This window comes from Martinezella sp. CNPSo 3890 (genome assembly GCF_057784455.1).
Window position 1 is genome coordinate 13,916 of sequence record NZ_JBXSOR010000014.1, and the last position, 14,803, is coordinate 28,718.

The window sequence follows — 14,803 nt, forward strand, 5'->3', positions numbered from 1 at the left end:
AGACAGCAACAATGGATGGAGGTCCGACATGCACATCGACGGCGCGTGCCAATGCGGAAAGATCACTTATGAAGCCGAGATTGACCCGCAAGACGTTGGGATCTGCCATTGCACGGACTGCCAGAGATTGACTGGCACCGCGTACAGGGTGACCGTCAGCACGCAACGCAGTCAGTTCCAGATAACGTCCGGCGAGCCCAAGCTCTACGTCAAGACCGCCGACAATGGTCGTCGGCGGCCGCAGTTTTTCTGCTCCGATTGCGGGTCGCCCATTTATACGACGGGAGAGGATGAAGATGCCGAGCAGATTGGGATCAGACTAGGAACTGTGAACCAGCGCCAGGAGCTAACGCCCCGTTCACAGATCTGGTGCTCGTCGGCATTGGCATGGACGCAGGACCTGACTGGGCTTCCGGGACGAGCGGGGGATTGAGAGCCTCTGTCGAAAATGAAACGGGCCACCTCTCCGCTTGCCAAAAGAGCAAAGTGACGAGGTTGGTGCGTCAACCGGTATCCGGCAGCTCCCTGGTACCACGCTTGATCGAGGGTTTCCCCGCACCATAGGAGTATGGAACGTGTTGAATCGGCGTCTGTTTCGGGCAAATCTTTTCCTCGGCGATCCGATCGGGATGCAAGTCATTGAATATATTAGATGTCGCCGGATCAGCTACCTAGAAACGAGTATCCAAAATCTGTTCATCCTCCTTTGAGTTATAACTATTGGTAATCAACCCTCCGTCCGCAGGAATTAGGAAGCTTCAAGCCGACCTGTTAGCGTTCTTGCAGTGCAAACAGCGACGCGAGAGCGACGAGACCTGATGGCGAAGACCCTTCCTCAGACGATTGCCCAGATACACGGCAGCTTCGCTGATGGTTTGTCGCCTGTGAATGTGGTCCAAGACTGCCTGCAGCGGATTACAGGGCAAAACGAGGCAATTCGGGCGCTGATCTATGTTGCCGAGGAAGAGGCCTTGGAAGCCGCCCGCGCGGCCGACGCAGCGATGCGGGTGGGGAAGCATCTTGGTCCGCTTCACGGCATCCCGATCGCGGTCAAGGATGTCATCGACGTCAGGGGATGGCCGACGACAGCAGGCACCCGCTTGTTCGAGGCGACGGTCGCCGAGCGGGACGCCGTCTGTGTGGCAAACCTTCGAGCGGCCGGCGCTATCATCATCGGCAAAACTAACCTGCACGAGTTGACCGCCGGTAATCACGACAATCCCTGGCATGGCAAGGTCGTGAACCCTCTCGATCCGGAGCGGGGTACCGGGGGAACGAGCAGCGGCTCGGCCGCGGCAGTTGGTGCCGGCTTCTGTGTTGCCGCGATCGGAACGGACACTGGCGGATCCAATCGATCGGTCGCCGCAGCAACAGGTCTGGTCGGCTTCAAGCCCACGCAAGGTGTTATCGATGCCGATGGCGCATTGCCGACGGCGCCGAGTTTTGACGCCATCGGTCCCATCGCCTCCAGCGTTGCAGACGCGCGCACGGTGCATTACGCCATGCTCGGTGTCGCCGAGCCACGGCCGGTCGACATCAGGCTTGCCGATATAACCATCGGCATTTGTCCCGATCTCTACCAAGCTGCGGTCGATCCGGTAGTGGCGGCTGTGCAGGAGAGCTTCCTGCGGACGGTGGAAAGGGCTGGAGCCCATCTTCGTATGGTTCCGTTCCGACATGCCGCCGAGGTCCGCGAGGCAGGACTGACGATTCTGATGTACGAGTTCACGCAGCGATACCGAAACCTTGTGGAAGCCAATCCCGACAGGGTGGCGGCCGCGGTTCATGCTTTTCTGTCTAAGGGAGCGGAAATCTCAGAACGAGCCTATAAGTCAGCCATCTCATATCGAGCTGCGATCGAAAGCGAATTCGACCGGCTCTTTTCGGAAATCAATGTGCTCGCGACGCCCGTCGTTCCAGGTCTCGCCCCAAGGCTATCCGACGAGATGACCGCCGTTGGACCGGAGTTCGTGCCCTACGGTCTGGCTGGGGGGCATTTCCGTCGATGGGCTAACTTTTTCGGCGTCCCAACCCTTGCAATGCCTCTGCCTATTGAAGGTAGCCTCCCGGCATCTATCCAGATCACAACGCCCAAGTATACGGAAAACTATCTGTTTTCCGTCTGCAATACGCTGAGCCGATTGGAGACCGGACCAGCATAGTCAATCCAACATCCACAAAAAAGGGGAACTAAAACATGAAGAAGATCGCAATTGTACTCTCCGTCATCGCCGCCACGATTGGCGTCGCCAAGACCTCCTCGGCAGCCGATGACGTCATTCGCTTCGGCGTTGCCGCCGAGCCCTATGCGCCCTTCTCGGTGAAGGATGCCAGCGGCAAGTGGCAGGGCTGGGAAATCGACCTGATGAATGCCGTCTGCAGGGAGATGAAAGCCAAGTGCGAAGTCGTCGACGTCGCCTGGGACGGCATCATCCCCGCCTTGCTTGCGAAGAAATTCGACGTCATCTGGAGCTCGATGTCGATTACCGACGAGCGCAAGAAGGTCATCGACTTCACCGACAAGTACTACTACTCGCCAAATGTCCTCGTCGGCCCGAAGGCCGATACGCGGTCCTTTGACGTTACCAAACCCGACACTTTCAAGGGCATCACGGTCGCTGCCCAGAGTTCGAGCTTGCAGGCGACCTACATGCAGCAGAAGTTCAACGGCATCTCCGAGCTTAAGCTCTACCCGACCCTTGATGACGAGATTGCCGACATGCAGGCTGGTCGTGTCGATCTGATGGCTGCAGCCGGCATCCAGATCCAGGATTTCCTCAACAAGCCCGAAGGCAAGGACTACGAGATCAAGGTGACCCTGCCGCACGAAACCATGTTCGGCTACGGCGACGGCGGCGGCCTGCGCAAGGAAGACGTTGCGCTGAAGGATAAGCTCAACACGGCGCTCAAGGCCGTGCGTGCCAGCGGCGAGTACGACACGATTACCAAGCGCTATTTCAACTTCGACATCTATGGCGAATGATGGGCGACTTTAGGATCGGCGCCGGCCATCGTGGTCGGCTCCAGACCTATTCGACGAACAAAGCGGCATGGATGCATATATGTCCTGGTTTAATCTACTCAGCTTTGGTGATCAGGGCTGGACCGACGAGCTCTTGCGAGGGGCATGGCTCAGTATCGAGATTTCTCTGAGTGCCTACGCCATCGGCCTTCTGCTCGGTCTGCTTGGTGCAATTGCCAAGCAATCAAAGAGCGTCGTCGCCAGATCCCTGGCCAGCACCTATACGACGGTCATCCGCTCCGTCCCCGACATCCTCGTGATCTTCCTGATCTACTACACCGCGACGGATGCCCTCAGTTACCTGCTCGGCATGACGGGGCTCGCCATGCAGTTTCATCTCAACGGCTTTGTCGCCGCCGCGATTTCGCTTGGTGTCGTGCAGGGCGGCTATAGTACGGAAGTGCTTCGTGGCGCGATCGTTGCTGTTCCGCGCGGGCAGTCGGAAGCCGCCTTTGCCGTGGGACTGACGCGCAAGCAGTCATTTTTCCTCGTGATCATCCCGCAGATGCTCCCCCTGGCCCTGCCGGGTCTCGGCAATCTCTGGCTCATCGTTCTGAAGGAAAGCTCGCTGGTCAGCCTGATCGGCTTCACGGAACTGGTGCTCGTCGGCAAGATGGCCGCCGGTGCCACGCGACACTACTTGCTCTTCTATGCGGCGGTCGGCGTGGTGTTCCTCGTCATGTCGGGGATATCCTCCATCTTATTCCACTATTTCGAAGTGAAGGCTTCTCACGCCTGGAGGCGCAAATAGGATGCCTGATTTCGGTTACTATCTCACAGGCGAACTGTTCTCTGGGTTGCAGGCCACGATCGTCCTGTTCATCGCCTGTGCCATCAGCGGCAATCTTCTAGCGCTCCCGGTGGCAGTGGCGAGGATCTCGACCCGAGGCTGGCTCAGATACCCGGCGATGGCCTTCATGCTGGCCTTTCGCGGAACACCGCTGCTCGTCCAGCTCTACATCTTCTACTTCGGCATAGGTCAGGTGCTCGCAACCATTCCGGCGATCCGCTACAGCGTGTTCTGGCCGCTGTTTCGAAGTGCGAACGGCTATGCATTCGTCGTGCTTACGCTGAATACGGCCGCCTATTGCGCCGAGATATGGCGAGGCGCCATCCTTGGTGTCCCTACCGGGCAGGCGGAGGCGGGTCGCTCGCTTGGTCTGTCCAAGCGCCGCATCTTTCGATCCGTCCTACTTCCGCAGGCATTTCGCCTGGCCTTGCCGGCAATCGGCGGACAGAACATCCTTCTGTTGAAAGGAACGGCGCTGACGGCCGCGATCACCGTTTTCGAGACCATGGCGGCCGCCAATCTGGTGCGGGCCCAGACCTTCCGGACCTATGAGCCGCTGCTTGCGGCAGCGCTCGTCTACTTCGTCCTGGCCTTCATCATCACTTCCGGCTTCAAATATGTGGAAACACGCATGGCTTCCCGATACTAATCGGGATGTCTTTGTTGTTTCGCGTTGATGGAGGCGCTTTTGATCCCAGGTGAGGCGGATTTCACCGCTCGTGAGGTCGAGGTCTTCGCGGCCGTCATGTCGCATGGAACGACCACGAAGGCAGCCGATGCCCTCGATATCACCCAACCGGCGGTCAGCAAGATCCTGTTGCAGCTGACGAACAAGGCCGGCTTCCCGCTGTTTCGCAACCACCGTCAGCGACTGATCCCGACCCCGGAAGCTCATATGCTCTATGCGGAGGTCAAGCGTCTTTTCGAAACGGTCCGCGGCATATCCCAAATTGCCAAGGAAATCCGAGAACTGCGGAGCGGCCGTCTCAATATCTCGGCCTTGCCGGCTTTCGGATTGACTCTGCTGCCATCGATCATCGCCAGTTTCACCAGACGGTATCCCGATGTTTCTGTAACCCTGGATATTAGAAGCTCATCGACCATCATACAGCGGGCAGGCCGGAACCAGCTCGATATTGGCGTAGCGGCGGAAGTCAACGACGATACGCCATCCGTTGTAAGACGGACTCTCGTCGCGACACCCCCGGTTTGCGTGATGCCGAAAGGCCACCCTTTGAGCAAACTTCCCGTCATTCAGGCGGACGATCTCGATGGCTTGAACTTTGTCTCGCTCGGCGTCGGTGATCCGATGCGCAGGCAATTGGACGAACTCTGCGAGAGCAGGGGCATCAACAGGTCGCTCAAGGTCGAGGCAGCATTATCCAACACCTGCATTAATCTGGTGGCGAACGGTGTTGGCGTCACGGTGGTTGATCGTCTGTCGGCCTGGATGGCAAGGGATCTGCCAATCGAAATCCGCGACTTCCAGCCGCATCTGGACATCAATCTTGGTGTCTACCGCCCGTGGGGCACGATCGCCTCATCGGCAGCTGATACTTTTATCGAGCACCTTGTCGAGTCGACGCGTGACTACATGAATGTCATCGACCGGGAGATAAAAGCACTCACCGAGTGCTGAGCCAGAAGGCTCAACGTGTTAACGTACCAACGAGCTCGAAGAGCCGGCTGATGTCCCGCTCTTCATTGTAGACATGCGGAGTGATACGCATTTTCGTGCCGCGGACCGTGACGAAAGCCTTGTTGTCCTTGAGGTTCTTCGCCAGATCCGATCTGAACCGCTCCCCGAGCTCGACAACGGAGATGTGCGGTGCTCGCAAATTTGCCGGCGGGCCGCCGAAGCCACGAGCTTCTGCCTCCTGCCAGATTAGCTTGTTCAGATGCACCAGACGCTCGTACACGGGCTGCGCGCCCCAGCTCTGCAGCAACTCAAGTGCGCTGATGGCGATTGGTAGCACGGCAAAGTCGGAGCGCTCGCCCATGTCAAAGCGGCGTCCTCCCGCCAGGTAGTCAGGCATTGTCTCGAGATAAAAGTCCGATCGTTCACCGCCCTTGCGGTTCCAGGAATGGAATTCGATCGGGCTTCCTGCCTCCTGCCACTTCTTGTCGGCATAGAGAAATGCCAGGCGGTAGGGCCCGAGCAGGAACTTGTAGGTGGCGAAGGACAGAAAGTCCGGCCGAACCTTCGCGACATCGAAGGGGACCGCACCCACCCACTGCGTCCCGTCCATGACGAGGGCAGCACCTACGGCATGCGCGGCGTCCGCGACAGCCTGGATATCGACGCTCATGCCCTCGAACCAATGGACGATCGTGCCGGCGACGACCGCGACGGGCGCCGGCGAGTTCCTGATGGCTGAGGCAAGAGCATAGCCCCAGTCCTCGTCGGCCTTCCGCGGTACTGTGACCACGGTGGCGCCCTTCTTCCTTGCCAGCTCATACCAGGCATAGCGATGCGAGGTATGCTCGTTGTCCATCATGATGATGACCGAGCCCGGTGCAACGGGAACGTTTACCGCGGCGACAGCGATCCCATAGCTGGTGGCGGGGATAACGCTGACGTCATCAATGGATGCGCCGATAAAGGACGCCGCCAGCTCTCGCGCCCGTTCAGGTCCGTCATAATAGGCGTTGATTGTCATGTCCCACGGAGCTGCCTTGACGAGAACGCCGTCGCGTCCGGCCTCGGCGGCACCATTCGGGATCGGCGACATATAGGCCGCATCGAGATAGGTCACGTCATCGGGGATCGAAAACAGATGTCTTTGGCTGGGAAGCATTTTTGACCTCACAAGGATACTTCGACGCCGAGACCATGGTCTCTCGCCGTCTGGAAAATGAAGTTTGCAAGGACGATGTCCTGAGCAGGCACACCGAGTGAGCGATAAAGGGTGATCTCGGAGGGGTTCATTCGCCCTGGAATCGCGCCGTTCAGTATCGCACCAATCTCACCGATCAGCTGGGTGGATCCGATGAGACCCTTTTGCAGCGGTTCAAAGATATCGGACGCTGCGGCCATTGCCATCGGCATATAGTCGACCCAGATACGTGAGCGCTTCACACATTCCAGATCGATTTCCTGAAGCGCTGCCACGCTGGCGCCGACGGCATTGATGTGCGTGCCTGGCGTCAGCCATTCACCCATCAAAACAGGCAGCTTGGCCGCCGTCACGGTACAGACGATGTCGGCGCCTTCGACCGCCTTGCGCGCTGTCTCGTAGGCAAGAGTTGGAATGTCCTTGCTGGTTTGGGCTTCGGCGAAGGCCTTGGCCTTGTCCGGATTTCGACCCCATACGCGAACGCGGGATATTGGTCGGACGGCACTGATCGTCTCGATATGCCGGGCGGCCTGTTCACCGTAGCCAATGAGCGCAAGTTCACTTGCTTCAGGCCGGGCAAGCGCGCGGGTGGCGACCGCAGATGCCGCAGGCGTTCTCATGCCGGTGACGGCGCTGGCGTTGATCAGGGCAGTGGGTCTGCCACTTTCGCGATCGAATAGCAGAATGCCGCCCTGGTGCGAGGGAAGCCCGTGCTCGAAATTCTGCGGAAAGACCGACTGAACTTTTGCGCCGAACGGCTCCGTCTCCGCCGCCGACCCGTACATGACCGAGAGACAGGTTCCAGTCATTCCGGGAAGCGTCAGGGTGCGTCGGATGTCCTGCTGCGCGGTTCCATCGGATGTGCTGCGGAGAGCTTTTTCAGCCAGCGCTATCCCATCTTCGATGCTGACGAGTTTCTCGGCGGTTGGTCCATCAATGACCAGTATCCCGTGTGACGGCGATGAAGACATTCGAGCCTCAAGCTGATGGCAGACGAGACAAGAGATATCATCAAAGAATGAGCCCAAGCCGGCGAAGTTAATAACCTAGGCCCGCGAGGTCCTGCCTATTTCTCATGACGGCGCCAGAGACAGGAAGCGGGCGTCACCTTCATAACTATTGCTTATAAACCGGCCCCCTCCGGTTGTTTGACCCCTGGAACCTCCGTCACCCATACAGTGAGGCATCGCCGCAGCTGCCGACTTCCGTTTGGAAGGCGTCAACCGGTCGAACCGATGTCAACAGGAGAAGAACATGCGCGTCGTAGTGATAGGGGCCGGGATCGTAGGGAGTTCCGTGGCCTACGAGGCGGCCAAGGCCGGAGCTCAGGTAACCGTCCTTGAGGCCGGCAGAATAGCTGGCGGGGCATCGACCACCAGCTTTGCCTGGACAAACGCGACAGGCAAGCGCCCACACTCCTATTACGCACTCAATGTTGCAGGCATGCGGGCGCATCTGGATCTCGCCCGCGAATTTGGTCATGCACCATGGTTCCATCAGACCGGCAGCATCGAATGGTATGCAAATGAAGCCGACTGGCCAGCACAGCTGCAAAATGCCAACGAGGTTCGCGATTGGGGCTATGGCGTCGAGTGGATCAGCAAGGGGCGCGTCGCAGAACTCGAACCGGAAATCGACCTGTCCGCAATCGGCGACTCACCTATCGTCTATTATCCGGAAGAGGGCTGGATACAGCCTGCGCTTTATGCGGCCTGGCTTCTACGGGCGGCCAAGGAAAAGTGGAACGCTGATATCCGTCCATATCAGGGCGTCAAGTCCGTCGATGTCCGCAACGGTGTCGCTAAAGCGGTCAAGACCGTCGATGGGGCGGTCTATGAAGCCGATACGATCATCAACTGCACGGGCAGCTGGGCTGCTCACGTGCTGGACGGCGTCCCTGCGATCCCGATGGCGTCGACCATGGGCATCATCGGCTTCACATTCCCGCTGGCAACCACACTTCGCCGCCAATTCCACATGGACGATCTCGACGTGCGTCCGGATGGCGCTGGGCGGCTGATGATCCATAAAATCTCGGCCGACGCGCTCGTGACTGAGATGCAGCCTCTGGATACTGCAGGTCGGGAAGCCAAGCACTTGCTTGATGCGGTGCGCAAGGTCCTGCCGCCGGTTCAGGCGAACGACATGGAATCCATTCGGACGGTTATTCGCCCGATTCCCAGCGACAACCTTACATGCAGCGGCTGGATCCCGGGCGTCGAGGGCTACTATGTCGCTGTAACCCATAGCGGCGTGTCGATCGCGCCGCATCTCGGCAAGGCTGTCGCACAGGAAGTTGTGCGCGGGCATGCACATGAGAGCCTTCACGACTTCCGCCCTGACCGGTTTCTGGCGGCCAAGAATGGGATGAACGGACGATAATGACCATCACACGTATTGCAAAGACAGAGCGCCTGAGCCGGGTGGTTGTTCACGAGAAGGTTGCCTACTTCTCGGGCCTGACTGCGGATGACAAGAGCCAGGATACGATCGGTCAGACCGAGCAGATTCTCGCGAAGGCCGATGCCTTTCTCGAAAAGATTGGATCGAACCGGGCACTGATTCTCAGTGCCACGATCTGGCTGCGCGACATCGAAGATTTCGATGCGATGAACAGTGCCTGGACGGCATGGATCGACAAGGACGAGCCGCCGGCACGCGCGACCGTTCAAGCCGTTCTTGGCCTGCCTGACATCCGGGTCGAGATCCAGTTCACGGTTGCTCTGCCTTAAACGAATCGCTTTCGGTCAGTTGGAACCAAGGCGGAGAGGGCTGTACCCAGCTCCGCCTTTCGTCAAAAAAGGGGCCAGACAATGGCTGAAGCGCATAAGAAGCGGTTCTATGTCTCGGACACTAAGGTGGCCGTCGAAGTCGTAAGCATGAACAAGTGGTATGGCGACTTCCACGTGCTGCGCGATATCAACCTGAAGGTCATGCGCGGCGAGCGCATCGTCATCGCCGGCCCTTCTGGCTCCGGCAAATCGACGATGATCCGCTGCATCAACCGCCTGGAAGAGCATCAGAAAGGCCAGATCATCGTCGACGGCGTCGAGCTGATCAACGATCTGAAGAAGATCGACGAAGTGCGCCGCGAAGTCGGCATGGTGTTCCAGCACTTCAACCTTTTCCGGCACCTGACCATTCTGGAAAACTGCACGCTGGCACCGATCTGGGTGCGCAAGATGCCGAAGAAGCAGGCGGAGGAGATCGCCATGCACTTCCTCAAGCGCGTCAAGATCCCTGAACAAGCGAAGAAATATCCCGGCCAGCTTTCCGGTGGTCAGCAACAGCGCGTGGCGATCGCCCGCTCGCTCTGCATGAACCCGAAGATCATGCTGTTCGACGAGCCGACCTCTGCGCTCGATCCGGAAATGATCAAGGAAGTGCTCGACACCATGGTCGGCCTTGCCGAAGAAGGCATGACCATGCTGTGCGTGACCCACGAAATGGGCTTTGCCCGTCAGGTCGCCAATCGCGTCATCTTCATGGACCAGGGCCAGATCGTCGAACAGAATTCGCCGAAGGAATTCTTCGACAATCCGCAGCATGAGCGCACCAAGCTGTTCCTCAGCCAGATCTTGGACTGACTGGCTTATGAGGTTACCGAAGCAAATGATCGGCCTCGTCTTCTGCGTCAGCTAGCCCAGAATCTGGATAATTTCCTCCATTGTTCGACTCGCGTGTGTGCACGACGGCTTGATCAGCTTGTCTAAGGCGCCCCACGACATCCCGCCGTGCTTCGCTAGACCATCGGCCGGCGGTGCGTAACTTTCATTACTCGATTTCTTTCTTTCAGCAAACTTTAAGAGCGTCTGCTGCCGAGCGGCAAATGAGCGCGCGACAAAAATATTTTAGGGAAAGCCTTTTCCCTGACCGAAAAATGGACTATATGTCGTGGGAAAGCGCTTTCTCAAGGGAGGAAACCTTGCCCGGCGAGTTATCTGAGCGGATCACTATATACGACGTCGCGACCGCAGCGGGCGTGAGCATAGCAACGGCATCGAAGGCGTTGAACGATACCGGCCGCATCTCGGCCGAAACACGCATCCGGATCAGGGAGATTGCTCAAGAGCTCGGCTTCCGTCCCAATTCACTCGCGCGCAGTTTGACGAGCAAGCGATCTTTCACCGTCGGACTGCTTACGAACGATACCTATGGACGCTTCACGCTGCCGGTCATGGCCGGAATTTCGGAAGGTCTGATTGATCATGGCGTCTCGGTCTTCTTGTGCACCATGGAAGACAATCCCGAACTTGCCAAGGTACATCTCGATGCCATGTTGGACAAACGGGTCGACGGTATCATCGCAACCGGCAAACGCGTCGACAAGCAACTGCCGGTGGACCTTTCCAATCTTCCGGTTCCCATCGTCTACGCGCTAACCGCGGGACCCGATGATGCCGTCACGCTGGTGCCAGACGACTGGCAGGGCGCGCGGGAGGCGGTCGTACGTCTCATCGCGACGGGCCGCAAGCGGATTGCTCATATCACCGGCCCTGCAAGCTTCAGGGTTGTGCAGGAACGCGCCGCGGCATTTACCGAGACGCTGAAGTCCGCGGGACTTCCGGTGCCGGAGGTGAAACATGGGAGTTGGTCCGAGCTTTGGGGTCATCAGGCCATCGAGCAGCTGTGGGACGCCGGTGGACGTCCGGACGGCATTTTCTGTGGTAACGATCAAATTGCGCGAGGCGTGGTCGATGCGCTTAGGGAGCGTCAGGTCAGGGTGCCGGTGGATGTGTCCATCGTCGGCTTCGACAATTGGGAGATCGTCGCCGAGCAAACCCGGCCGCCGCTCACCACCATCGACATGAATCTCAAGGAACTTGGACGGCAGGCCGGTCAGGTGCTCGTGCGCCTCGTGAATGGCGATCAGGTTGAAAAGGGACTGTGGAAGTTGCCATGCACGCTCGTGGTCCGCGGCTCATGACGACTTCGCAAACGAGCTGGAGGCTTGGCTCAAAACTGTAACAACGATCACAGGGGAGGAGACCCGATCATGAAAATGCTGAGAGTTATGGCTGTTGCTGCGACCACCCTCGCCGCGTTGTCATCTACGGCGCTCGCGCAACAAAAACTTACGATGTGGGCACGTAGTGCGAGCGAGGCTTTTATGCCGACCTTGATCAAGGCCTTCAATGAATCGCACGAAACGCAGATCGAACTTCAGATCGTTCCTAATACGGAAATGGTTCAGAAATACGCCACTGCTGCCGCAGGCGGCTCTGCGCCTGATTTTGTCTCGCTCGATCTCGTCTACGCTTCCGCCTTCGCCAAGTCAGGAGCGCTTGAGGATTTGACCGACCTTGCCAAGAGTCTCCCGTATTTCGATAAACTGTCAAAGGCTCACGTCGGAACCGGTACCTACGAAGGCCGGATCTATGCCCTGCCAATGTCGGCTGACGCCTCGGTTCTTCTTTGGAACAAGAAACTGTTCAAGCAGGCAGGCCTCGATCCGGAAAAGGCACCGACCACCTGGGCAGAAATTGAAGCCGATGCAGCCAAGGTCAACGCGCTCGGCGGGGACATCAAAGGGTTTTACTTCTCCGGTGCCTGCGGCGGCTGCAACGCCTTTACCTTCATGCCCTTGATCTGGGCGTCCGGCGGCGACATTCTCGTTGATGACGGTAAGCGCGCCACCATCGACACTCCGCAGATGCATGACGCGATCAACTTCTATCGCGACATGATCGCGAAGGGTTTCGTACCGGAGAGCGCCAAGACAGATTCAGGCAAGAACTTCTTCGGTGGCTTTGCGACCGACAAGATCGGCCTGTCGCCAATCGGCGCCTTCGCTATCGGCAATCTGGTCAAAAACTATCCGAGCGTCGAATTCGGTGTCACCTTCATTCCGGGCAAGGATGGCGGCAAGGCGTCCTTCGCCGGGGGCGACGACTTTGTGGTTACCGCCGGCCGCGATAACCTGCAGGCGGCCAAGGAGTTCCTGGAATTTGTCTATTCCGTTGAAGGACAGACCCTGCTCGCCAAGGGCGGCAGCCTGCCGACGCGATCCGACGTGGCGGATGAGGCGATCAAATCACTGGATGAGCGCTACAAAGTCGCGACCGAGGCCATGAAGACTGGGCGCACGCCTTCCTCGCCCGTCTACAACGACATCATCAACAGCAGCACCGGCCCCTGGAAGCAGATGTTGAACGAGGTCTTCTTCGGAGATGACGTGAAGGGATCCGTCGCCAAGGCTCAAGAAGCGATGCAATCGATCCTCGACTCCGCGAACTGACGGCAACTGCAACCGGGGTTCCCTTCTCCCTACCTCGGAAGCTAGGCCCGGACGGCTCCTTCCGTCCGGGCCTTCCGAGGGCCGTGCAACGGGTAAAAGGCCAAAGGCAATGATCCATCAAAAGCAAATTCACGACTGCGAACCAACGCCAAGGCGCAACACACGGCAGCGGCGTAAGCAGCTGGCGGGCCTTGCCTTCGTTGCCCCGGCTCTCGTCCTTGTGCTGGTATTTTTTATCATTCCTCTCGGAATGGCGTTCTGGATGTCTCTGCACAACTGGCCGCTTCTCGGCAAACCGCGTTTCATCTGGTTCGACAACTATGCGAGGCTGGCGAGCGACGCTCAATTCTGGTCGTCGTTGCGGTTCACGGTGTATTATACCGTCGTGGTGACGGTGGCGATCTTCGCGGTCGCTTTTCCGATGGCTCTCTTTGCAGAGAAGTCACGCCGGCTCACCAAGCTTTTCCGTACGGCATTTTTCCTGCCCGTTGTCGTGGGCTTTGGGTCAGCGAGCCTTTTATGGGCATGGCTGCTGGACGTCGACTCGGGGCTTTTTTCTCCTGCCGCGCAATATCTCGGATTGACGGCGAACCGCTTCAATCTGCTGGCCAGCTTTGACACGACGTTTTGGTCGATCATCATCATGGTGGTCTGGAAGACAGCTGGCTTCAACATGATCATCCTGCTGACCGGCCTTCAGGGTATCTCAACCGAGATTCAGGAGGCGGCCCGCATGGACGGCGCATCATCCTGGAAGCGCTTCCGCCGCATTACCCTTCCGCTGATGCGGCGCACGATTGCTCTTGCGCTCATTCTCTCGGTCTCGGGTTCGATGCTGGCGTTCGACCAGTTCTACATCATCGCCGACGGCGGACCACGGAACAAGACGGTGACGGCGGTCTATTGGATCTTCAGCCAGTCCTTCGGCTCGTTCCATCTCGGCTACGGTGCCGCGCTTTCCATGGTTCTTCTCGCGATCCTCGTTTTCATAAGCGTCCTGCAGCTCAGACTGCTGCGCAACCCGGAGGGCATGTGATGGCACACAGCCGCCTGTCAGCCGCTCGGCGTTTGCTCGAAACCGCGCGTTACAATGTTGTCGGGATCGCCGCCGCACTGCTCTTCGTCGGACCGCTTGTCTGGAGCGTACTTGTAAGCTTCAAGCCCTCGATTGAAGCAAGGCAGCCGCCAATTCCGCCGTGGCCGACCGACGGGTTCAGCGTACAGAACTACGAGAACCTTGCGCAATATGGGGCGGGAATCTGGACCTATGCAGGAAACAGTCTCACCGTCTCCCTGGCGACGGTCGCCGCCTCCGTCGCGATCAGCCTGCTTGCGGGCTATGGCTTCTCGCGGTTTCAGTTTCCATTCAAGAACGTTCTGTTCGTCCTGATCATCTCGACGGTCATGATCCCGTTCCAGTCGATCCTGACACCGCTCTTCCTCATCCTGACAAAACTGAAGCTCCAGAACACGTTGACAGGCATCGTCTTCGTCTACGTGACGCTGCAGATGCCGTTTTCGATCTTCATGATGCGCAACGCCTTCGATGCCGTGCCAAAGGAGATCGAGGACGCCGCGCGCGTGGACGGCGCATCGATATTCGCCGTTCTCCATCGCATCATGTTGCCATTGGTTCTGCCGGGTGTCGCAACGGTGGCGATCTTTGCCTTCCTTGCCTCATGGAATGAATTCCTGGCAGCCCTGATCCTGCTCACGGACCAGAACAAATATACGCTTCCGGTGCTCATGGCTGCCGTCCGCTCCGGTCAGTTTGGGACGATCGACTGGGGGGCGGTCCAATCCGGCGTGACGCTCATGATGGCGCCCTGCCTCGTCATCTTTCTTCTTCTGCAGCGCTACTACATTCGCGGCCTGACCGCGGGTGCCGTCAAGTAATTCCAATCCACGAACCGAAT

The 14,803-nt window shown here is 58.4% G+C and carries 15 protein-coding genes; 13 read left to right on the top strand and 2 right to left on the bottom strand.

Going from position 1 to position 14,803, the window contains the following annotated elements:
* The first annotated feature begins 28 nt into the window (after positions 1–28).
* The 6 genes from AC13RC_RS25695 (at position 29) to AC13RC_RS25720 (ending at position 5,451) form a co-directional block, all read left to right on the top strand.
* Positions 29–433, top strand: a complete 405-nt coding sequence (locus tag AC13RC_RS25695; protein ID WP_488558903.1) for a GFA family protein — start codon at positions 29–31, stop codon at positions 431–433.
* A gap of 385 nt (positions 434–818) precedes the next feature.
* The gene (locus tag AC13RC_RS25700; protein WP_488558904.1) at positions 819–2,162 is read left to right on the top strand and encodes an amidase; all 1,344 of its coding nucleotides are present in this window, start codon (positions 819–821) and stop codon (positions 2,160–2,162) included.
* A 35-nt stretch (positions 2,163–2,197) separates the two neighbouring features.
* The gene (locus AC13RC_RS25705; protein WP_488558905.1) at positions 2,198–2,983 is read left to right on the top strand and encodes a transporter substrate-binding domain-containing protein; all 786 of its coding nucleotides are present in this window, start codon (positions 2,198–2,200) and stop codon (positions 2,981–2,983) included.
* A gap of 79 nt (positions 2,984–3,062) precedes the next feature.
* Complete coding sequence (locus tag AC13RC_RS25710) at positions 3,063–3,773, top strand: ABC transporter permease (RefSeq protein ID WP_488558906.1); 711 nt, start codon at positions 3,063–3,065, stop codon at positions 3,771–3,773.
* A gap of 1 nt (position 3,774) precedes the next feature.
* Positions 3,775–4,461 carry an ABC transporter permease gene (locus AC13RC_RS25715; RefSeq protein WP_488558907.1) on the top strand — a complete coding sequence of 229 codons (687 nt, stop codon included), beginning with the start codon at positions 3,775–3,777 and terminating at the stop codon, positions 4,459–4,461.
* 39 nt (positions 4,462–4,500) lie between these two features.
* On the top strand, positions 4,501–5,451 hold the full coding sequence (locus AC13RC_RS25720) for a LysR family transcriptional regulator (RefSeq protein ID WP_488558908.1): 951 nt from the start codon (positions 4,501–4,503) through the stop codon (positions 5,449–5,451).
* A 10-nt stretch (positions 5,452–5,461) separates the two neighbouring features.
* Here AC13RC_RS25720 and AC13RC_RS25725 read toward each other — a convergent pair whose 3' ends face one another.
* Positions 5,462–6,610, bottom strand: coding sequence for an aminotransferase class V-fold PLP-dependent enzyme (locus tag AC13RC_RS25725; RefSeq protein ID WP_488558909.1), 1,149 nt, complete (start codon positions 6,608–6,610; stop codon positions 5,462–5,464).
* An 8-nt stretch (positions 6,611–6,618) separates the two neighbouring features.
* Positions 6,619–7,620 carry an ornithine cyclodeaminase family protein gene (locus AC13RC_RS25730; RefSeq protein ID WP_488558910.1) on the bottom strand — a complete coding sequence of 334 codons (1,002 nt, stop codon included), beginning with the start codon at positions 7,618–7,620 and terminating at the stop codon, positions 6,619–6,621.
* A 238-nt stretch (positions 7,621–7,858) separates the two neighbouring features.
* On the opposite strand from AC13RC_RS25730, the gene AC13RC_RS25735 reads away from it, so the two are divergent.
* From AC13RC_RS25735 to AC13RC_RS25765, 7 genes are all read left to right on the top strand, one after another.
* Positions 7,859–9,031 (top strand): NAD(P)/FAD-dependent oxidoreductase, encoded by a 1,173-nt coding sequence (locus tag AC13RC_RS25735; RefSeq protein ID WP_488558911.1) that lies wholly within the window; start codon positions 7,859–7,861, stop codon positions 9,029–9,031.
* Complete coding sequence (locus AC13RC_RS25740; protein WP_488558912.1) at positions 9,031–9,381, top strand: RidA family protein; 351 nt, start codon at positions 9,031–9,033, stop codon at positions 9,379–9,381. Before AC13RC_RS25735 ends, AC13RC_RS25740 begins: the two co-directional genes overlap by 1 nt.
* Before the next feature lie 81 nt (positions 9,382–9,462).
* Positions 9,463–10,236: an amino acid ABC transporter ATP-binding protein gene (locus tag AC13RC_RS25745; RefSeq protein WP_488558913.1), complete on the top strand. Its 774-nt coding sequence runs from the start codon at positions 9,463–9,465 to the stop codon at positions 10,234–10,236.
* Positions 10,237–10,538: 302 nt separating this feature from the next.
* Positions 10,539–11,576 (top strand): LacI family DNA-binding transcriptional regulator, encoded by a 1,038-nt coding sequence (locus AC13RC_RS25750; RefSeq protein WP_488558999.1) that lies wholly within the window; start codon positions 10,539–10,541, stop codon positions 11,574–11,576.
* Between the two features lie 75 nt (positions 11,577–11,651).
* Entirely contained in the window at positions 11,652–12,887 is a 1,236-nt protein-coding gene (locus AC13RC_RS25755; RefSeq protein ID WP_488559000.1) for an ABC transporter substrate-binding protein, read from the top strand.
* 109 nt (positions 12,888–12,996) lie between these two features.
* On the top strand, positions 12,997–13,923 hold the full coding sequence (locus tag AC13RC_RS25760) for a carbohydrate ABC transporter permease (RefSeq protein ID WP_488558914.1): 927 nt from the start codon (positions 12,997–12,999) through the stop codon (positions 13,921–13,923).
* Complete coding sequence (locus tag AC13RC_RS25765) at positions 13,923–14,783, top strand: carbohydrate ABC transporter permease (RefSeq protein ID WP_488558915.1); 861 nt, start codon at positions 13,923–13,925, stop codon at positions 14,781–14,783. Before AC13RC_RS25760 ends, AC13RC_RS25765 begins: the two co-directional genes overlap by 1 nt.
* Positions 14,784–14,803: the final 20 nt, after the last annotated feature.